Source organism: Ruegeria sp. CDSC002, from assembly GCF_059610905.1.
Window position 1 is genome coordinate 61,466 of the sequence record NZ_JBXWOM010000016.1, and the last position, 16,810, is coordinate 78,275.

Below are 16,810 nucleotides of genomic sequence, written 5' to 3' on the forward strand. Positions count from 1 at the left end.
GGCATATATTGCCAATCAGGAGGCTTATGCCATGGTAACCCGCAATGTGGTACTTACAGAATCGCAGGATCAACTAGTGCAGAATCTGGTTGCGTCCGGTCGTTATCAGAACGCCAGTGAAGCGCTGCGTGCCGGGCTTCGGCTTCTAGAACGGGAAGAAGCGGGACTGGTGTCTCTCAAACAAGGCCTGCAGGAGGGTGTGACGCAGGCTCAGACTGGAGATCTGGCAGAAGGCAGCGGTTCGGATGCGATCCGTCGTGCCTTTGCAAGGGCACGTTCCAAAGCGTGACCAGACCCTTTCGACTGACACGCCGTGCTGAATCCAGCCTGGTGGAAATTGCCCGATGGACAATTGACAAGTTCGGACCGCATCAGGCCGATCTTTATGAACAAGAATTGATAGCGCGATGTCAGGCCATCACGGAGGGCAGGGTGGCCAGCCGTAGCTGTTCATTATTGGTCGAGGAGGCGGCTGATCTCAGATACGTACAGGCAGGAGAGCATTTCCTCGTCTACCTGGACCAGCCGGATAGTGTGATCATAGTCGATATCTTGCATTCCCGTTGTAATTTGCCACGACATGTTTCCGGGCTGGTCACTTTGATGGATGCGGCAGGGAAAAAGACATAGGCACTGCAGTCAGAGTTTCCCTCAGGCTGAGATTTCTTTGAATAATCAGTAAGTGATCACCCCAACAGGTCGGTTGCCGGGTTTTCTGCGACGTCCACATCATCATAATATTTCTGCGCCTGCGCCATGGAGCGGTGCAGGGACAGGCGCATGGCGGCCTGGATCGGGGCACCGTCCAAAGCGGCCTGGGTCAAGAAACCCGAGCGCAACCCGTGGGGCGAGGCAAAATCCTCCGGCAGTCCCGCCAGTGCCAGCCGGTGTTTGACGATCTGGTAGATCGAATCCGGGCTGAGACGACGCTTCAACACATTGTCAGCCTTGGAGACAGGGCGGAACAGCGGCCCGTTCGTGACTTGTCCGACCTCGATCCAATGCACCAATGCTTGCGCGGCGCGACCCTTCAGCACCAGCCGTGGGGTTTCACCTTTCCGGGTGGTCTTGGTCTCCAGCAGTGAGAGCCAGACCACGCCGGTCTTGTCGAATTCCTTGAGAGAGACATCCTCACGCATCAGCCCGGTGATCTCCGACCGCCTGCGCCCACCGCTGGCCCAGCCGAGCATCAGGATTGCCCGGTCGCGGCAATCGCGCCGCGACCCCCGGCAGGTGGCCAACAGTTGCTCCAGAACCTCACGGGTGATCGGGTGCTGCGACTTCGGGGCAGGGGGACGGGCGGCGGCGCGGCGGGCCTTGGCGCGGGCCTGTTTCACCTGTGGTGCGCTAAAGGGGCTGGCGAGGTTCTTCATCCGGTGAAAGGCCAGCCAGGAGGCGATGCGCCGGTCCAGCGTCGAAGGGGCCGGGCAGGCCAGCGATTTGCGCAGGCCTTGCGCAATGAGCGCTTCTGCGGTTTCGCGCGCCACATCCGTTTCTGGTGCATCATTCAGATCACGGGCGTGATCAAGGATGAAGGCGAGGGCGGTAGGCTCGCTCTCCGGCCAGTCCAACACCGCGCCAAAGCGCGCTGTTTTCCAGGCGGTGATGTAGAGCAGGTCGCGCTCATAAGCCCGCAGCGTATTGGCCGGCGTGCCGCGGACATAGAGATCCGTGAGCGCGTCCTGATCTTCCTTTGAAAGGGCAGGGGGAGCGTCGGGCAGGTATGGGGCAGGGGCTGTCATGGGGCGCATTTTGCATCGCTTCGCGGCAAATTTCAATCATACGTAATAAGGGGAACTTATCAGTTGTAATGGTAAGTTTAGAAAGTAACAAATGTAACGAGCAAAAGGGTGAAATATTGCGCGCAATACAGATGGAAGCTCTGCTTGGCAACAGAAATCGCGGGCTCTGAAGGTGTAGACGCCCCCGCTGGCCTCGATGTGCCATTGTCGGTTTGCAAACAACATGATTGGAGGCGTCTATGGAAGAGATTAGCATGATTGGCCTGGATTTGGCGAAGAGCGTTTTCCAGGTGCACGGAGCAGATCACTCGGGTCACCCTATTCTGCGGAAGAAACTGCGCAGAGGTCAGGTCCTTGAGTTTTTTGCCATGCTACCGAGATGCGTGGTTGCGATGGAGGCTTGCTCTAGCGCGCATTACTGGGGCCGCGAGATTGGTCGCCTGGGTCACGATGTCAGGCTCATCCCACCTGCGTATGTGAAACCGTTTGTGAAGCGACAGAAAAACGATGCCGCTGATGCAGAGGCCATCTGTGAGGCTTCGATCCGTCCCACCATGCGTTTTATCTCGGACAACAACGGCAGGCAGCCCTAAAAACAAACAAGGGATCTATCACGACCGGCCGCCAGAGCGGCGACCTTGACTGACGCCTTCCGGCACGGCCGCGCGCCAAGCAGAGGTGGCCTTGCAGCGGGAACAGATGCGTTCGCCAAAACCTTCGCTCCAGAAAGAGGATTTGCAGCGCAAGCAGAACCGTTCCTTGGGCGCATCTGCAAGCGCACGCTTTGGCGGGTCCGAGACGATGAATTCCTTCTTCTTTTGCATCAGTTCCTTGCTTTCCATTGACTCAGGCATTCGCTTCTTCCACTTCATTCAGGTACAAGCGAAGTGGCCTGTTGGCATGGCATCCCTTCATTTTCGGCGTTCTGAATTTCAGAGCTGTCCTGCGAAAAAACTTGCGGGATATCGTCTTTGGGACTTTGGTCAACGAGATCGATATTCTCCCGCGTTGTCCGCGATCCCGAGTAAAGATGCCGCAATTGGGCCTCGGATACCCCGTCGGCCTGCATCACAAGCTGCACCATTGGGTCTGCCAGCATTTCTTCCAGAAAAACATCAGACAGCTCTCTTCCTGAAAGCTTGTCCTTCGCGCGGGCATTGTCGAGATCAATTAATGAAACGGTTAGGCTCCGGGTTAATCCCGGATGGGAAATGCGTGGATGCAGGTGGACAACAACCGAGGCCTTCCAAGCTTCAGGGTCTTGGTGATCCGGAGGCGAGGCGAGTTCGGTCTCGATTTCATACTCGCCGGCGGGGAGCGTTTCTGCAAAACCGGGCACTGTGAATGGCCAGTCGAAAACTGCGATGGTCTTGCTGAATTGGTCATCCATTGCGGTGGTCCTTTCGATTAAGGGCCAGGTAGGGCTCGCCAGCCCGTTCCGGCGCGACTCTCGGGGTTTTTCGAGATTGGCTGAACCGGCCTTTGCCGCCCTGATTGTCGGTTTCCTTATTCGACGGTTCAGCAGGACGGCAGACCTAATAGCCAGGTCATTGAAAGACATGATCCCAATCGATTTCGGATTTTCCACTGAGACCTCGGTGCGTCGGTCAGACCCGAAAATTCGCACGTAGCCTATCAGTATATGGGGTTTGAAGGGCCGATTTACTACGGCGCGTTGCCAAGCAAATCAGCACATGACGCTCGGTATCGGACCGCTATTTGAGAAGTTACAACAACTTCAAATTTAGGCAGGCTTCGCTATCCCCGTTAGTTTTGGCAAGTTTTCCTTGCATAGTCGAATTCTCGCGACATCCGGCGCGTTTATTGCCCCCAATAAGAGCGTTGTAGTTCATGCCTATTTTCATTTCGCGCCTGACGGGCCCGGTGAGTTTGGCTGAGCCGGTGTGATCGCTTGTTGCGCCGCGGTAGATTGTACTTGAGGGAAATTTCAGACTGCTTGCATCGGCATCCCACTTTCTAACACCAAGGGTCGAACAGGTTCCTTGGTCGCCTTCCAGTTGCAATCCAAACATCCCACTTACCGTAGCAAACCAGTGTGAATTGACAAGGGCGGCCTTGACGCAATCATATTAAGATGCATCAAGGTTCAGCCCTTCTATGCACGCTTTGGCGAGATCGCGGTTCGGAGAATCGGAACCAGGCATGGTTGCCCAACCCGCATCCATCACGGCGTCGCGTCGCTTGTACGACGTGGCAGCCTGGATCGTTGCGAGCTTTGCTAAACGCTGATTATCCGTGCGGGACATGTCGTGGCAAATTGGCACGAGCGCCGCGATCACCTGGTCCCGCGCCATTTCGCTTGCCAACTTGTTCGCGCTTCCGCCAGTCATCCAACCGCCCCAAGAAAATCCAACGACGCCGACAAACACCGCGCCGAGCAGCGCGCCATACATACCAGGTTTCAGCCATTCAGGATTGGTCATATCAAGTCCTCCAGCGGAGAAAGCGCCGCTTCGCTATGTTGAATTGTTTCACAGTGGGCCTAGTCGCAGGCAATGGCATGCTCCAGATCCTTTTGTGTTGTCATGTGCATCGTTGTTTGACCGACATGACTCCCTCGACCCCTGACCATCAGGTAGGTCGCGGTGCGTCGGTAAGCCTCAAAGCTGACGCCTTGCAGCAACTCCTCCTCGAAGAGAATTTCATACGCGCCAGCCGGAAACACGATGTCGCTGTTTCCCAACCTGAAGGCATTGGTGAACGTCACCTTTGACCTGATCGAACGCGTGAGCATCCCATACCTCCGTTGAATTGATCGCTGGATTTCCGGTACCGACCATGGTCGACCGCATCAGTCCAGATGCCCCGTCAAGTCACAGCACTTAGGGCTATATTATTCCCAACCCACGGGCTTTATGCTGATCGAAGTTAGTACCCATCAGGTTCTTTACTGTCAGGATGTGTGCAACAGCCTCACTCCCGACAATCGGGGCTAGAAGGTGGCGCATCCAGGCGGATGCAAGTCTTTGCGCCTTGCAGCAATCAAGCAATATTGAATGCGGTATCCAACGCGTTGGTCGGTATCTTTGTCCCAACGATTTTTGTCGAGCGCCGCTCCCCCAGTCCGAAAGGAAAAATCATGTCTGTATCAGATGTTCTTCGCCCGGATGGCTCCGACTACGACCCTTTCCTGCTTGCAGAAGTGGGTGAAGACAAAACCGGTGCAACAGTCACGGTTTTGTCAGCCCTTGCGCGTCTCGGGCTCGAGCCTTGGACCGAGGCTCGTGAGCTTACACTTCTGGGCCGAGATGCAGCGCATGCCCGGCTGAAAGCGCATCTTTCAACAGTCAGAGATGTACCCACGCTTAATCATGCGAGCGGCAGTGTGGCGACAAAGTTGGTGGCCTTGTTACCTAAGCGCGTGTCGCATCGCGTTTCGAAACTGCCAGAGACAATAAAGTATACCGGCCCCCGGATCCCGATCTATTGGATGCTGATTTCACTCATGGGCGCTCTGATACTTGCGCGGATCTTTTATCTGGCTCAAGCGGGCTAACCTGCGTCAGTACGAAGGCGCTCTGAAACCCGTTAGGTGACATGTGTCCGCTGTGTATTTGGTTGGCATTTTTTTTGAGTACCTGAGGGGCGCGGGGAACATGGAGCTCCCCAATAGGGCTGTATGAGTCTCGTGCTTCTTATTCTCGGACCGTCCAGGAAAGGACATTCCAATGAATGATGAAGACCAGAGTCAGGAAAACCACACCGTCAAGCACATGGCCTCCGTCAAGGCCGCCTGGGACAAAGCGCCTGAAGGCCCCAAAAAGGCGACGGCATTGAAACACTATCAGGCCGCTGAAAGTGCCCACGAAGCAGAAAATGACGAAGAGGCTCACAAGGAACTCAAGGAAGCCAGTCGGGCGCTGATGTAACGTCACGCGTTGGAGATGTAAGCAGGATCGTCCCAAACCAGATTGTGGGCCCAATCAGGCCAGAAGCGGCCGCTTCTGATCCAGATACGCTGGATCGAAATCCGCCAGTTTAACCAGACCCTCATAGTTATTGAACGTCACAAACCCATCCCTAAATGTAACCAACTCGTCCTCCCTGAGTTTGCGCAGGACGCGGTTGACGTGAATGGCGCTCAATCCCAGTGCATCGGCAAGATGGTACTGTGTGAGCGGGCAGGCATAGCCTTTCTTGCTGCCCATCCCCACAAGCGACAGCCTGACTCCAAGTTCCAGTAGGAAATGTGCCATGCGCGCATCCGCATCACGCCGCCCAAGCCCGACAAGATGTTCGACAACCATCGCTTCGTCGCGTGACACGGCCCATAAAATTGCAGTGGCAAGCCGAGGTGTCTCTGCGAAGGCTTGCAAAAGATCACTCACCAGAACCTCGGCGGCTTCGATTTCAACAATCGGCTCAATGCCATGGTCTGACGTGTGCAGCAAAACGCTGCGTAGCCCAAGGAAATCCCCTGGAATCTGGAAATCGACGATTTGGCGTGATCCGTCAGGCTGAATCTTATATGAAACAACCCAGCCTGCGGCGAGGATATAGGCAGCCTGTTCCGATTGTCCCTGATGAACAAGATCACGGCCAGCCTCAAAGGTTCTCCTCCGCTGGTGCAATTGTTCCAAAACGGCCAGTTCCGCCTCTGCCAAGGCAACAAATGCCGAGAGTTTCTGTGTTAGCGGGCTGGTGTTGGTGTTCATCGTTGGATTTCCCCGAGCCTGCAAAGACTCTACGAAGAATTTGGTATTGAGGCTACTTTCGATCAGTCCAAAATACCAAAACTCATGTGACAATAGAAAAACTATCACCACCTCGCCTGGTCACGAATCCAATGACTTTAAAAGGAATGACCCCAAGGTCAGACCACCAAGATCCCGCAGGCATGGCTGCACTCTCGATCTGCGAGGCTCTTCTACTTGCCTTAAACGATCTCAATCTTCTTCAGGAACGTGAGATCGTCGGGGTTTTGCGCGATGCTGCCGTGACCCACGAGTGTGCCAATGGTTCGGATTTAGAGCTAGAAACCCATTCGGCAGTCGCCAAATTAATCAACGAGATTATTGTCAGCGGTAACTTCTCGCGCCGATCTTAGATCACGCGGCCTGGTACTTGTACGTCCTGTTGTTCGTGTTTCTGCCGACCATGCTCCTCGCTGCAATTGCTGGCATGTGGTTCTTTTACCTGCAGCACCAGTTCGAGGATACCAGTTGGCAGCGGGAAAATGATTGGAGCATTCAGGATGCGGCGCTTGAAGGCAGTTCACACTATGCACTGCCCGGAATGCTGAGCTGGATCGCCCGGAAAGTCGGAGTTCACCATGTTCATCATCTGGCCAGCCGCATCCCGTTCTATCGTCTTCCGGAAGTCCTTCGAGGTCATGACGTCCTTGCCAACACCCGGCGCATCACTCTCCGCGATAGCTTGCGCTTCACAAGCCTCGCGCTCTGGGACGAAACCGAACGCATCGTTATAGTGAGTTATGAATCAATCCGGGTATAGATCAGAAACTTCGGAAACCAAATTGCGAATCCTGCACGCTCCGCCTTGGTTGCAATCTTCGTCCTGCGACTAAGAAAATTACTTTTTCTTACTCCCTATCTTGACCGGCTTCTGACCCTTTGAGAAGTCGGCCGTCGCCACGATTTTTTCCTTTGCTTTCTTTGGCTTTTTAACTTCGCGGTTGCCGCGCCTCTTGTCACCTTTCGACATCTGAGTTCCTTTCAGGTTGGTTTCTCTCAATACGTTTGCATGTTACAGATCGACCGACTGCATTGAGGTGGTCCCGTCGTTGGGTCAAAAGACCTGCGTCACGCCCTCAAGGGTCCCAAATCTGATGCAGTTCCAGACCTGTTGGGTTTTTGTGCGACCATCGCCTCGGTTGTGATCAGAAGGCTTGCAATCGACGCCGCATCTTCCAGAGCAACCCGGACAACTTTGGTGGGGTCAATGATCCCCGCTGTCAGCATGTCGACATAAGTTTCCGTTTGAGCGTCGAACCCGAAGGATGGGTTTTCGCTTTCGATGATCTTTGCCGCGACGACCGATCCGTCCACGCCGGCATTTTCGACAATCTGGCGCAGCGGTGCCTGGATTGATCGCCGGACGATCCTGATGCCGGCATCCTGGTCGGAGTTGGCACCTTTAAGGGTCGCAAGCGCTTTGTCTGAATGGAGCAGCGCAACACCACCGCCTGGAACAACACCTTCCTGAACCGCCGCGCGAGTGGCGTTCAACGCGTCGTCAACCCGGTCTTTGCGTTCCGTTACCTCAATCTCCGTGGCCCCTCCGACCCGGATGATGGCGACCCCGCCTGCCAGTTTAGCAAGACGATTCTGCAGCTTTTCCCGTTCGTAGTCGGATGTCGTATCTTCGATCTGCGAGCGAATCTGGGCGACCCGTGAAGTGATTGCTGATTTGTCGCCCGCGCCATCAATGACGGTCGTATCGTCCTTGGAGATGACGACTTTCTGTGCGGCACCGAGCATGTCCAGCGTGACGGTTTCAAGCTTGGTCCCCAAATCGGTCGAGATCACTTGGCCGCCCGTCAGTATCGCGAGATCCTCCAGCATCTCCTTGCGGCTATCCCCAAACCCAGGCGCCTTTACTGCGGCAACCTTCAGCCCGCCACGAAGCTTGTTGACCACAAGCATGGCCAGCGCATCGCCCTCCACTTCCTCGGCAACAACCAGAAGCTGCTTTTCGGCTTCCATGACTGCTTCGAGCAACGGCACCATGTCGGCAAGAGACGACAACTTGCTCTCGTGGAACAGGATAACGCAGTCTTCCAGCTCTACGCTCATCTTGACCACATTTGTTATGAAATATGGGCTAAGGTAACCGCGATCGAAATTCATACCTTCGACCACTTCGGTTTCGGTCTCCAATCCCTTGCTCTCTTCAACCGTGATTACGCCTTCAGTGCCGACCGCAGCCATCGCATGGGCGATCTGACGGCCAATCGCTATATCTCCGTTGGCGGAGATGGCCCCTACCTTCGCAATTTCGACACTGTCGCCAACCGGTCGGGACAGGTCCTTGATCTTTGCGGCGACGACCCGGACGGCTTGTTCAATACCTCGCTTCAGATCCATCGGATTCATGCCAGCGGCAACGGCCTTCATCCCTTCCTTGACGATCGCCTGAGCCAGTACGGTAGCAGTGGTTGTGCCGTCGCCAGCCTCTTCGTTGGTGCGGGACGCGACTTCCTTCACCATCTGGGCTCCCATGTTTTCAAAGTGATCCGGAAGCTCGAATTCTTTGGCAACAGTAACGCCGTCCTTGGTGATACGCGGGGCACCGTGGGATCTGTCCAAAATGACGTTTCGACCTTTTGGACCAAGAGTGATCCTGACGGTGTTCGCCAGCATGTTGATCCCTGTTAGCATTCGGCTGCGCGCATCAGCACTGAATTTGACGTCTTTGGCGGACATGTCGGGAACTCCCTGAGACAAGGATTGGATGATGGTCTGCTGCGTCGGAAAAGACCGTCTGGTCCATGGTCTTTTCGTCTTCGTCGAAAAGGCGACGCTAAGTGAACGGCTTCGAAGCACTCCTTTTTAAGGTTTGCCGAGCAGAACAGCACTGGACGGAGGCGTGCTGATCGGGCGAGTTTCATTCGGGCGGGAGCGGTGGCGGATTCTTTTTCGGGTCCACTTCAAAGGTCGGGAGTCAAACCACTACCGCGCGGTGTCACAAACATCGAACCGTGTTTTTGGTGACTATGATCGCGTTAATCAAGTCAGCAACGGCCTGATGGCATTTTGTTTCCAATCCTATTGTTGGAGCGTTTTCGTGAGCCGTCACCGCGGCGCGTAATTCCCTCGCGGCTTGGCGTTCCGGAAGCAATTTTTGATTATTCAAGGAGAGCGATGGTGCCTCATAGATCGAGAGTGCCGCTATTCCTGCAAACTCTGTTGGGTCAGACATCATGGGCCGTTCCTGTCGCGTTAACTCATCAGGACCAGAAGTGGGCTCGATGAATTCAACCATCGTTGCAGAATTTTCTGCATGTTGGACTGATTGAAAGCAGCTTCGCGTCGAATTTTCTCGTGAAATTTTCGCCGCACTTGGATGACCCAATAAAAACAATCGAAAACAGACCTCTCACTCGAAAACTATCTGCAATCGTCGCTCTTTCGGGTGCTGAACGGTTGTGTTGCAAACTTTTAGAACGGCCAGAGTTAACGACATGCTGGACACATTTATCCAGCGATCACACCAAACAACCGAAAGCCCAAAGTTGTAGCGCTAGAGAGCTGCTTCATTCGGATCATATAGACGACTTCAATGCCATCCAAGTTAGCGGACGCAGATGCGAAAGATTTGAACCCACACATGCGCCGAACACGCTGTATTTTGAACTGATGTTCTTGCTCGATCAGTCTATTCAGGAGTTTCGACCTTATTGTCTGTACTTTAACCGGGCAACCAAATCGCCTCAAGTTCCTGTTCACTTCTTGAAATACCTGCTGCGTTGGCTCCGCTCTTATCGATTACGGTTTTGCCAGTGCTTCCGATTGACTACAACGCTTTGGCAAAGAACTTGGTTGCTGCGAGACCGTTCCATCGCTCAGGCAGCACGAAATCATGGGTGTTCCCTGTCACCTGCTTTATCGACAGTTCGATAAAGGCGCATCCAATTGCCGCGAACACGCAGTTAAATCCGGTCCATGCGCCAGGAATTCAGCACAGGGTGCCTTTTCGATTGTGCTCGCGCGGCGATCATCGGCGAGTATTTGGGAACCTACCTATTCAATGTGGCGTTATCTACGCGCACGACCGACCGCTCTGCGGACACTAAGCGGACATAACTTGCTCCTTCAACTTGTGCGATTGCCATGGAGTGTAGTCTAATCGTGGAAGCATTGGAGGACGTCACATTGTGGGTGTCATTGCTTGACCGCCTTTTGACCAAGATCATCCAAGAAGGTGAGCTTGCGGTGACTTGGCCGGATGGGCGTTGCAGCACCTATGGCCGCGGAAAAGGGCCCAGTTCAGCCATAACCCTCCACGACAAAGCGCTTCCGCGCAAATTGGTAATGAACGGCGATCTCGCCTTGGGCGAAGCCTATATGGATGAGACTCTCACAATTTCGCAAAACGATTTACGCGGCTTTGTTTCGCTAATTGTGCGCAATGCGAACAACTATGGTGGTGGGCGTTACGGCACGTCGGTCACAGGGCTGCGCAAGTCACTTAGACGTATCGCACAGTATAATCCCGTTCATATCGCGCGCAGAAATGTCGAACATCATTATGACCTTTCCGCTGATCTCTATGAACTTTTTCTTGACCAAGACCTTCAATATACCTGCGCCTATTTCTCAGATCCGGTGCAAAGCATCGAAGAGGCCCAGGTAGCAAAGAAGGCGCACATAGCCAAGAAGCTCTTAATCGAACCAGGAATGACAGTGATGGATATCGGCTGTGGTTGGGGCGGCATGTCAATTACCATGGCGCGAGACTATGGAGCGAAGGTGGTTGGTGTGACCTTGTCCAAAGTGCAGTTGGAATATGCAAAAAGCAGAGCCGAAGCGGCCGGTGTCGGGAATATGGTCGAATTTCGCCTGATCGACTATCGAGAGGTCGACGAAGAATTTGATCGTATCGTTGTGGTCGGAATGATGGAGCATGTTGGTCGGCCCCAATATCCAACATTTTTTCGCAAACTGCGTGAGAATCTGAAACCGGATGGCGTCGCATTGGTGCATACAATCGGTCGATCCACCGCACCCGGTCGAACGTCGCCATGGATTCACAAATACATTTTTCCCGGCGGATATGCACCATCAATGTCCGAAGCCATGAAGGAGATTGAAAAGCAGGACTTGGTGACCACAGATGTTGAAGTCTGGCGCGGCCACTACGCGCGAACGCTTCAATGTTGGCAGGAAAAGTTCGAGGCCAATCTGGAATCGATCCGCGACCTCTACGATGATCGGTTTCTGCGAATGTGGCGATACTATCTGATCGTATCCGAGATGGCCTTTTCGGAACAGGGCTTGGTTGTATTTCAGTTTCAGCTAAGCCGAGGTCAGATGGTTGTTCCTGTAACCAGAGATTATCTGTGCAAAACGTCTAATCAATCGGGCTGAACTCACGATTTGCGGGCCAATCCGCTATTCGCGGGACAGTCGGTCAAATTCCGCCACAAGGCGCAACGTTTTTCTTTATTGGCCCAACCGACCCGAGCGTGCATATTTGGGCGTCATGAAAAACAAATAGTGAACATGTAAACCAGTTGCCATTCGTTGTGCCCTATGCGTACCGATAAGACGCGAGGTGATTTCAACGGACAAACTGGACTTTTGCGTTTGCGGCGGATGCACGTGCCGAAAACCCAAAACTTTGAACCTATTAAACGCGGATGGTGTGGATGACGTTTGCTCCCAAACACCGCGTTTGCGGCATCGGGTGTCGGTCGCAATCTGGCGTTCGGCGCTTCGCGTTTCGTCCAAATCCACCGGTTCTTCCGTCATCTCTTTGTCCTCCGATTCATCAGCGTTCGGCCGCAGCCGTCAGGCCGGGAGGGGGAGGAGATGTACTTCCAGACGGCTCTCCGGCCTCCATTCCTCTCAGAAACCTGAAAAGTTCGCTGTCCGTTGTCAGGACCAGCGTCGTTCCGCCTGAAATCATGTCCTTGTAGGCCTGCATTGTCCGGGTAAACGCATAGAATTCGGCTGCTTGGGCGTCGATGTTGTAGGCTTTTGCGTAGATCGCAGCCGCCGAGGCGTCAGCCACGCCGCGGATTTCCTCGACGGCGCGATACGCTTCGGATTGTATCTTGTTCAGATCGCGAACCCGGTTGCCGCGAATTCGCGCGGCTTCGCCATTGCCTTCGGAAAGAAAACGTTCAGCGATCTGGCGACGCTCGGAGATCATGCGGTCATAGATCTTCGGACGCACACTCTCATTGTAATTGATCCGCTTGAAACGGATATCGAGAAGCTCGATCCCAAATACACGAACCTTCTCTGAGGCGGCTGCGAAAATCTCCTGTTCCACAAGTGCGCGGCCTTTCTGGATAGGAACCAGAGAACCTATGTCCTGCGCACGCTCCTCATCGGTTAGAAGCGTGTCCCGCAGCGGGATCCGGCCTTTCGTAGTCCGGATAATCTCTATCAACTCGTGTTTTGCGACGGCATTGCGGGTTTCGCTGCCGAGAATATCGTCCAGACGGGATTGCGCGCTGCGCTCATCGCGCAGCCGCAGGAAATATTGCAACGGGTCGGTGATTTTCCAGCGGGCGAACAGATCGACGGAAATGTAGAGCTTGTCCTTAGTGGGCATGTCGGACGGATTGCCATCCCACTCAAGAACCCGGCGGTCGATCCGGTTGACTTCCTGAACGATGGGCAGCTTTAGCTTTAAACCGGCCGTTATAACTGGTTCTCCCACGGGTTTGCCGAATTGGGTGATAATGGCCTGTTCGACTTCGCCAACTGTGTAGAGGGAACCGGAGGCAATCACGCCAACTGCAGCCGCAATCCCTGCAATGAGACCCAGTCTGATGCTCATGACGGATCCTCCTGAAGCCTGTCGAGGTTCAAAAGCGGCAGGATGCTCGCAGTCGATCCTTCAACAATGATTTTTGACAGGATTGTGGGCAGAACATCCTGCAGTGTCTCTATGTATATCCGCCGCCTCGTGACCTCTGGTGCCTTGACGTATTCGGCCAAAAGCGCGGTGAACCGCGCGGCGTCGCCTTCCGCCTCGTTGATCCGTTTCAGGCGATAGCCGTCGGCCTCGCGGATCCGCTGATCTTTCTCGCCCTCGGCCAGCGGAATGACTTTGTTATATTCGCGGCGCGCCTCATTGATCAGGCGTTCCTTTTCCTGCTGGGCCTGGTTGACCTCATTAAACGACGCCTGAACGGGTCCCGGCGGGTTGATGTTTTTCAGCTGCACCTGGTCGATGCTGATGCCCATGGCGTATTTCGTGGACAGAGCCTGCATCTTAAAAAGTGCCTCGCTCTCGATCTCTTGCCGGCCGATGGTGATGACCTCGTCAACCGTGCGGTCTCCAACGACCTCGCGCATCACCGACTCAGAGACGTAACGCAAAGTCGCGCTTGGCTCGCGTACCTCGAACAGGAACTTCAGGGGGTCCGAGATCCGGTACTGCACCACCCATTCCACAAGCGCGGCGTTCAGATCTCCCGTAACCATTTCGGTTTCACGTCGGCCGTCTGACGGGCTTTGGAAGGGATCACTCCTGCCCGGCGTGGTGAATCCGAATTCCTGCTTCAGTTGCCGTTTCACGGGCACCAGTGTGGCAACGTCGATGCCAAACGGGAATTTGAAATGCAGGCCAGGCGGAACCTCAGCAATGTATTTGCCGAAACGCTGGACAACGGCGACCGAGTCGCTCGGGACTGTGTAATAAGAAGACCAGGCTGCAACCGCCGCCAAGACTATCGCTCCTGCAACCAGTACCCCTCTCAGAGGCGGCCGCCCTTCAGGGAGTAATCCGCTCAGGCGGTCGCGGCCTTGACGAAGAAGATCGTCAATCTCGGGAGGATTGCTCTTCTGTTTGCTTTGCCATGGCCCACGGTCTTCCGGGCCGCCGTTCTGGTCGGGCATATCGTTTTCTCCCTTGCTCGTGCGAACCGGCACTCGGCGCAGACCTTGGCGGTCGGCGGGGTGGATCCACGTGTCTTATTCCCTCTGTGTCGGCATTCCTTCGTTCTCAGCAGCCTGTATTTGTGAGTTTTCTTGTGGCGATGTACCTGTTGTATCCGCATCCCATGTCTCTTTGTCCGCCTGAGATGCGCGCCCGCCCGCGTAGAGATGCCGAAGCTGCATCTCGGAAACACCGTCGGCCTCCATCACCAGCCGAACCATCGGGTCTGCCAGCATTTCTTCGAGGAAAATTTCGGCCAGATCTTTTCCGGTCAGCTTGTCCTTTGCCAGGGCGTCATCGAGGTCGGCCAGTGAAACGGTCAAGGTTCTCGCCAGGCCGGGGTGGGATGCCCGAGAATGCAGCCTCACCGCTACAGATGCTTTCCAGACTTCCGGGTGCAGCTGGTCGGGCGGTGAACACAGTTCCGTTTCAATGTCATACTCTCCTGCCGGAAGCCTCTCGTCGAAGTCAGGCACACTGAAAGGCCGGGCGAAAACCGCAATTGACTTTCTGACTAGCTCGTTCATAGGAGAAGTCCTCTCATCAAAGCGACAAGCGCGCCAAAGCTGCGGCTGCCAGAGCAATGCCCTTGTCGTGGTAGTCCCCGTGGAATACGCCATCCACCTTGACCTCCCAGATCCCATTCCTCTCTCTGACACGGACACGATCAGCTTGCGCGGTTGGATAATAGGGGTGTGCCGATGTTTGTCTCTGTTCCGGTTGGTGCAATGGCTTAACGAGTACGCTGGAGCTTGCCGCCTTTGGCAATTGCGTTTCTCCAAGGGCCATCACGGCGCGAATAAACTCCTCCGCGTAGTCATCCGCGTTCCGGTGGTCATGCTCGTGCCGCACCATGGCCATCGGCTCAACAAAACGCTTCTTCAGGTGTTCAAGAAAACGCGGTTCCGTGTGGGACATGTAAGCAATGAGCGACTGGAGAACCCGTTCATGGGCTAGAACGCGCCGATCAAGATCGGTTGTTTCAGGCAGAGGTGGTGACATGGCGCTGCTCATCCTTCATTGATCGTGTTTTCCGGACGCTCCGGTGACTTGTTTACGTCAAGGGCTGCAAGGCAGGCTTGCGCGATGTCCCGGTTCGGGGTCTCTGTGCCTGGTACCGTCGCCCAGCCAGCCGTCATGAGGGCCTCTCGCTGCCGGAAGGTAGAGGCTGCCCGGATCGCCGCCATCTTGGCAGCCCGTTCCGGATCGGATCGGGCCATGTCCAGACAGACAGGCACCAATGCGGTGGCAACATGTTCACGGGCCATAGCCACGGACCTGTCGTTCGAGGTTCGGCCGGTTACCCAGCCGCCCCAAGAAAATCCAGCTACACTAACAAGTACCGCGCCGATGACGGCGCCGTAGAGGCCGGATTTAAGCCATTCGGGAGTGTTCATTGTAGTTCCTCCAGCGGCAAAGCGCCGCCTCGCTATCTTCAGATGTCATATTGAATGCCGCGGCCAAGTGCCGTTTCCAGGTCGGTCCAGGAAATTGGTCGCATTTCTGTTCGGCCCAGCGAACATCCCTTGCCGTTTATAGTCAGGAAAATCGCTGTTCTGCGGTAAGCCGGGAAACTCAGCGTCTCGATAAGTTCTTCCTCAACCAATACTTCGTATTCACCGGCAGGCAGCTCGTCCGAATATCCGGATAGGGTAAACGGGCGCGGGAAGGTCACGGTGGATCTGATTGAACGCAGCGCCATCTCCGGTCTCCGCGATGTATACGTGCCTTCCGCGCTGCAAAGGCTGCCGTATCCTGATTGCAGAGAGGTAGCCTGCATTTGCGGTCATCATACATTATCCCAGAACCGGGCGATGCGCGCTGACCCATGTTAGCGCCGCTGGGCCCTGGGCAGTGCTGGCGAACCTTGGAGCTGCCCCGATGCTTGACTTCAGAGGTTTGGACACCGGCTGATCTGCGTCAGCGCGTGCTCCAGGCGATGCGGGTATGATCGAAACAATCCGAAACATTTTGATCTTGCCAGAGGAGGCCCCGGTCAGTCGGCACGTTCGCTCCCAAGGTCCGAAAGCACTGAAAAGGAGGAAATGGTGATGCCCGCAGGTGGCATTCTTTACCCGCATAGCCCTGAGTTCGATCGGTTTTTGCTAGCTTTCGTTGGTGAGGATCGGAAGGGCAATGCTGTTACGGTACTTTCGGCCCTTGCAAGGCTAGAACTCGAACCTTGGGAAGAGGCAGATCCCGATTTATTGGATGCTGATTGCACTCATGGGCGCTCTGATGCTTGCGCGGATCTTTTATCTGGCTCAAGCGGGCTAACCTGCGTCAGTACGAAGGCGCTCTGAAATCCGTTAGGTGACATGTGTCCGCTGTGTATTTGGTTGGCATTTTTTTTGAGTACCTGAGGGGCGCGGGGAACATGGAGCTCCCCAAAAGGGCTGTATGAGTCTCGTGCTTCTTATTCTCGGACCGTCCAGGAAAGGACATTCCAATGAATGATGAAGACCAGAGTC

General features: G+C 54.9%; 25 protein-coding genes and 1 pseudogene. 8 read left to right on the forward strand and 18 right to left on the reverse strand.

The window, feature by feature from the left end; all coding sequences use genetic code 11:
- The first annotated feature begins 31 nt into the window (after positions 1 to 31).
- Both AC2FJE_RS21870 and AC2FJE_RS21875 read left to right on the forward strand, forming a co-directional pair.
- Positions 32 to 289, forward strand: a complete 258-nt coding sequence (locus AC2FJE_RS21870) for a type II toxin-antitoxin system ParD family antitoxin (RefSeq protein WP_282121181.1) — start codon at positions 32 to 34, stop codon at positions 287 to 289.
- Entirely contained in the window at positions 286 to 630 is a 345-nt protein-coding gene (locus AC2FJE_RS21875) for a type II toxin-antitoxin system RelE/ParE family toxin (protein ID WP_282121182.1), read from the forward strand. The genes AC2FJE_RS21870 and AC2FJE_RS21875 overlap by 4 nt, the downstream gene beginning before the upstream one ends.
- A gap of 56 nt (positions 631 to 686) precedes the next feature.
- On the opposite strand, the gene AC2FJE_RS21880 is transcribed toward AC2FJE_RS21875, so the two are convergent.
- Positions 687 to 1,742: a tyrosine-type recombinase/integrase gene (locus AC2FJE_RS21880; protein ID WP_282121183.1), complete on the reverse strand. Its 1,056-nt coding sequence runs from the start codon at positions 1,740 to 1,742 to the stop codon at positions 687 to 689.
- Between the two features lie 239 nt (positions 1,743 to 1,981).
- Here AC2FJE_RS21880 and AC2FJE_RS21885 point away from each other — a divergent pair.
- Positions 1,982 to 2,308: pseudogene (locus tag AC2FJE_RS21885) on the forward strand (IS110 family transposase); the annotation flags it as partial.
- A 45-nt stretch (positions 2,309 to 2,353) separates the two neighbouring features.
- Here the strand turns inward: AC2FJE_RS21885 and AC2FJE_RS21890 are convergent.
- The 5 genes from AC2FJE_RS21890 to AC2FJE_RS21910 form a co-directional block, all read right to left on the reverse strand.
- Positions 2,354 to 2,596: a hypothetical protein gene (locus AC2FJE_RS21890; RefSeq protein ID WP_282121184.1), complete on the reverse strand. Its 243-nt coding sequence runs from the start codon at positions 2,594 to 2,596 to the stop codon at positions 2,354 to 2,356.
- Between the two features lie 14 nt (positions 2,597 to 2,610).
- Entirely contained in the window at positions 2,611 to 3,132 is a 522-nt protein-coding gene (locus AC2FJE_RS21895) for a hypothetical protein (protein WP_282121185.1), read from the reverse strand.
- A 337-nt stretch (positions 3,133 to 3,469) separates the two neighbouring features.
- Positions 3,470 to 3,775 carry a hypothetical protein gene (locus AC2FJE_RS21900; protein WP_282121186.1) on the reverse strand — a complete coding sequence of 102 codons (306 nt, stop codon included), beginning with the start codon at positions 3,773 to 3,775 and terminating at the stop codon, positions 3,470 to 3,472.
- Positions 3,776 to 3,832: 57 nt separating this feature from the next.
- Positions 3,833 to 4,186, reverse strand: a complete 354-nt coding sequence (locus tag AC2FJE_RS21905) for a hypothetical protein (RefSeq protein WP_176865328.1) — start codon at positions 4,184 to 4,186, stop codon at positions 3,833 to 3,835.
- Between the two features lie 59 nt (positions 4,187 to 4,245).
- A complete protein-coding gene (locus tag AC2FJE_RS21910; protein WP_282121187.1) occupies positions 4,246 to 4,497 on the reverse strand; it encodes a hypothetical protein in 252 nt (83 codons plus the stop codon).
- 345 nt (positions 4,498 to 4,842) lie between these two features.
- Between AC2FJE_RS21910 and AC2FJE_RS21915 the strand changes: the two genes are divergently transcribed.
- Both AC2FJE_RS21915 and AC2FJE_RS21920 read left to right on the forward strand, forming a co-directional pair.
- A complete protein-coding gene (locus AC2FJE_RS21915) occupies positions 4,843 to 5,259 on the forward strand; it encodes a hypothetical protein (RefSeq protein ID WP_282121188.1) in 417 nt (138 codons plus the stop codon).
- Between the two features lie 172 nt (positions 5,260 to 5,431).
- Complete coding sequence (locus tag AC2FJE_RS21920) at positions 5,432 to 5,632, forward strand: hypothetical protein (protein ID WP_113789405.1); 201 nt, start codon at positions 5,432 to 5,434, stop codon at positions 5,630 to 5,632.
- Positions 5,633 to 5,686: 54 nt separating this feature from the next.
- Here the strand turns inward: AC2FJE_RS21920 and AC2FJE_RS21925 are convergent, their stop codons facing one another.
- Positions 5,687 to 6,418 carry a Crp/Fnr family transcriptional regulator gene (locus AC2FJE_RS21925; protein ID WP_282121189.1) on the reverse strand — a complete coding sequence of 244 codons (732 nt, stop codon included), beginning with the start codon at positions 6,416 to 6,418 and terminating at the stop codon, positions 5,687 to 5,689.
- Between the two features lie 182 nt (positions 6,419 to 6,600).
- Here AC2FJE_RS21925 and AC2FJE_RS21930 point away from each other — a divergent pair, with 182 nt between their 5' ends.
- Together AC2FJE_RS21930 and AC2FJE_RS21935 are read left to right on the forward strand one after the other, a co-directional pair.
- Positions 6,601 to 6,810 (forward strand): hypothetical protein, encoded by a 210-nt coding sequence (locus AC2FJE_RS21930; RefSeq protein WP_282121190.1) that lies wholly within the window; start codon positions 6,601 to 6,603, stop codon positions 6,808 to 6,810.
- A gap of 17 nt (positions 6,811 to 6,827) precedes the next feature.
- Complete coding sequence (locus AC2FJE_RS21935; protein ID WP_282121191.1) at positions 6,828 to 7,217, forward strand: fatty acid desaturase; 390 nt, start codon at positions 6,828 to 6,830, stop codon at positions 7,215 to 7,217.
- A gap of 78 nt (positions 7,218 to 7,295) precedes the next feature.
- Here AC2FJE_RS21935 and AC2FJE_RS21940 read toward each other — a convergent pair whose 3' ends face one another.
- The 5 genes from AC2FJE_RS21940 to AC2FJE_RS21960 form a co-directional block, all read right to left on the reverse strand.
- Positions 7,296 to 7,427 carry a hypothetical protein gene (locus AC2FJE_RS21940; RefSeq protein WP_268952749.1) on the reverse strand — a complete coding sequence of 44 codons (132 nt, stop codon included), beginning with the start codon at positions 7,425 to 7,427 and terminating at the stop codon, positions 7,296 to 7,298.
- A gap of 98 nt (positions 7,428 to 7,525) precedes the next feature.
- On the reverse strand, positions 7,526 to 9,148 hold the full coding sequence (gene groL / locus AC2FJE_RS21945) for a chaperonin GroEL (RefSeq protein ID WP_282121192.1): 1,623 nt from the start codon (positions 9,146 to 9,148) through the stop codon (positions 7,526 to 7,528).
- A 259-nt stretch (positions 9,149 to 9,407) separates the two neighbouring features.
- Positions 9,408 to 9,647, reverse strand: a complete 240-nt coding sequence (locus tag AC2FJE_RS21950) for a hypothetical protein (protein ID WP_282121193.1) — start codon at positions 9,645 to 9,647, stop codon at positions 9,408 to 9,410.
- A 272-nt stretch (positions 9,648 to 9,919) separates the two neighbouring features.
- Entirely contained in the window at positions 9,920 to 10,171 is a 252-nt protein-coding gene (locus AC2FJE_RS21955) for a DDE-type integrase/transposase/recombinase (protein ID WP_366524170.1), read from the reverse strand.
- Between the two features lie 67 nt (positions 10,172 to 10,238).
- Positions 10,239 to 10,370, reverse strand: a complete 132-nt coding sequence (locus AC2FJE_RS21960; protein ID WP_496761477.1) for a hypothetical protein — start codon at positions 10,368 to 10,370, stop codon at positions 10,239 to 10,241.
- Positions 10,371 to 10,555: 185 nt separating this feature from the next.
- Between AC2FJE_RS21960 and AC2FJE_RS21965 the strand changes: the two genes are divergently transcribed.
- Positions 10,556 to 11,812: a class I SAM-dependent methyltransferase gene (locus tag AC2FJE_RS21965; RefSeq protein WP_282121194.1), complete on the forward strand. Its 1,257-nt coding sequence runs from the start codon at positions 10,556 to 10,558 to the stop codon at positions 11,810 to 11,812.
- 403 nt (positions 11,813 to 12,215) lie between these two features.
- Here the strand turns inward: AC2FJE_RS21965 and hflC are convergent, their stop codons facing one another.
- The 6 genes from hflC to AC2FJE_RS21995 all read right to left on the reverse strand — a co-directional run bounded on the left by hflC (position 12,216) and on the right by AC2FJE_RS21995 (position 16,041).
- On the reverse strand, positions 12,216 to 13,235 hold the full coding sequence (gene hflC / locus AC2FJE_RS21970) for a protease modulator HflC (RefSeq protein WP_010442286.1): 1,020 nt from the start codon (positions 13,233 to 13,235) through the stop codon (positions 12,216 to 12,218).
- A complete protein-coding gene (gene hflK / locus AC2FJE_RS21975; RefSeq protein ID WP_282121195.1) occupies positions 13,232 to 14,299 on the reverse strand; it encodes an FtsH protease activity modulator HflK in 1,068 nt (355 codons plus the stop codon). Before hflK ends, hflC begins: the two co-directional genes overlap by 4 nt.
- A gap of 75 nt (positions 14,300 to 14,374) precedes the next feature.
- The gene (locus AC2FJE_RS21980; protein WP_282170949.1) at positions 14,375 to 14,662 is read right to left on the reverse strand and encodes a hypothetical protein; all 288 of its coding nucleotides are present in this window, start codon (positions 14,660 to 14,662) and stop codon (positions 14,375 to 14,377) included.
- A gap of 220 nt (positions 14,663 to 14,882) precedes the next feature.
- Positions 14,883 to 15,341 carry a hypothetical protein gene (locus tag AC2FJE_RS21985; RefSeq protein ID WP_282121197.1) on the reverse strand — a complete coding sequence of 153 codons (459 nt, stop codon included), beginning with the start codon at positions 15,339 to 15,341 and terminating at the stop codon, positions 14,883 to 14,885.
- Positions 15,342 to 15,349: 8 nt separating this feature from the next.
- A complete protein-coding gene (locus tag AC2FJE_RS21990) occupies positions 15,350 to 15,736 on the reverse strand; it encodes a hypothetical protein (RefSeq protein WP_282121198.1) in 387 nt (128 codons plus the stop codon).
- Between the two features lie 38 nt (positions 15,737 to 15,774).
- Positions 15,775 to 16,041, reverse strand: coding sequence for a hypothetical protein (locus AC2FJE_RS21995; protein WP_282121199.1), 267 nt, complete (start codon positions 16,039 to 16,041; stop codon positions 15,775 to 15,777).
- Between the last annotated feature and the right edge of the window lie 769 nt (positions 16,042 to 16,810).

Coding starts and splice junctions, on each gene's coding strand:
- AC2FJE_RS21870 (WP_282121181.1), top strand. CDS start 32: ATGGTAACCCGCAATGTGGTACTTACAGAATCGCAGGATCAACTAGTG.
- AC2FJE_RS21880 (WP_282121183.1), bottom strand. CDS start 1,742: ATGACAGCCCCTGCCCCATACCTGCCCGACGCTCCCCCTGCCCTTTCA.
- AC2FJE_RS21890 (WP_282121184.1), bottom strand. CDS start 2,596: ATGCCTGAGTCAATGGAAAGCAAGGAACTGATGCAAAAGAAGAAGGAA.
- AC2FJE_RS21895 (WP_282121185.1), bottom strand. CDS start 3,132: ATGGATGACCAATTCAGCAAGACCATCGCAGTTTTCGACTGGCCATTC.
- AC2FJE_RS21900 (WP_282121186.1), bottom strand. CDS start 3,775: ATGTTTGGATTGCAACTGGAAGGCGACCAAGGAACCTGTTCGACCCTT.
- AC2FJE_RS21905 (WP_176865328.1), bottom strand. CDS start 4,186: ATGACCAATCCTGAATGGCTGAAACCTGGTATGTATGGCGCGCTGCTC.
- AC2FJE_RS21910 (WP_282121187.1), bottom strand. CDS start 4,497: ATGCTCACGCGTTCGATCAGGTCAAAGGTGACGTTCACCAATGCCTTC.
- AC2FJE_RS21915 (WP_282121188.1), top strand. CDS start 4,843: ATGTCTGTATCAGATGTTCTTCGCCCGGATGGCTCCGACTACGACCCT.
- AC2FJE_RS21920 (WP_113789405.1), top strand. CDS start 5,432: ATGAATGATGAAGACCAGAGTCAGGAAAACCACACCGTCAAGCACATG.
- AC2FJE_RS21925 (WP_282121189.1), bottom strand. CDS start 6,418: ATGAACACCAACACCAGCCCGCTAACACAGAAACTCTCGGCATTTGTT.
- AC2FJE_RS21930 (WP_282121190.1), top strand. CDS start 6,601: ATGGCTGCACTCTCGATCTGCGAGGCTCTTCTACTTGCCTTAAACGAT.
- AC2FJE_RS21940 (WP_268952749.1), bottom strand. CDS start 7,427: ATGTCGAAAGGTGACAAGAGGCGCGGCAACCGCGAAGTTAAAAAGCCA.
- groL (WP_282121192.1), bottom strand. CDS start 9,148: ATGTCCGCCAAAGACGTCAAATTCAGTGCTGATGCGCGCAGCCGAATG.
- AC2FJE_RS21950 (WP_282121193.1), bottom strand. CDS start 9,647: ATGATGTCTGACCCAACAGAGTTTGCAGGAATAGCGGCACTCTCGATC.
- AC2FJE_RS21965 (WP_282121194.1), top strand. CDS start 10,556: ATGGAGTGTAGTCTAATCGTGGAAGCATTGGAGGACGTCACATTGTGG.
- hflC (WP_010442286.1), bottom strand. CDS start 13,235: ATGAGCATCAGACTGGGTCTCATTGCAGGGATTGCGGCTGCAGTTGGC.
- hflK (WP_282121195.1), bottom strand. CDS start 14,299: ATGCCCGACCAGAACGGCGGCCCGGAAGACCGTGGGCCATGGCAAAGC.
- AC2FJE_RS21985 (WP_282121197.1), bottom strand. CDS start 15,341: ATGTCACCACCTCTGCCTGAAACAACCGATCTTGATCGGCGCGTTCTA.
- AC2FJE_RS21990 (WP_282121198.1), bottom strand. CDS start 15,736: ATGAACACTCCCGAATGGCTTAAATCCGGCCTCTACGGCGCCGTCATC.
- AC2FJE_RS21995 (WP_282121199.1), bottom strand. CDS start 16,041: ATGGCGCTGCGTTCAATCAGATCCACCGTGACCTTCCCGCGCCCGTTT.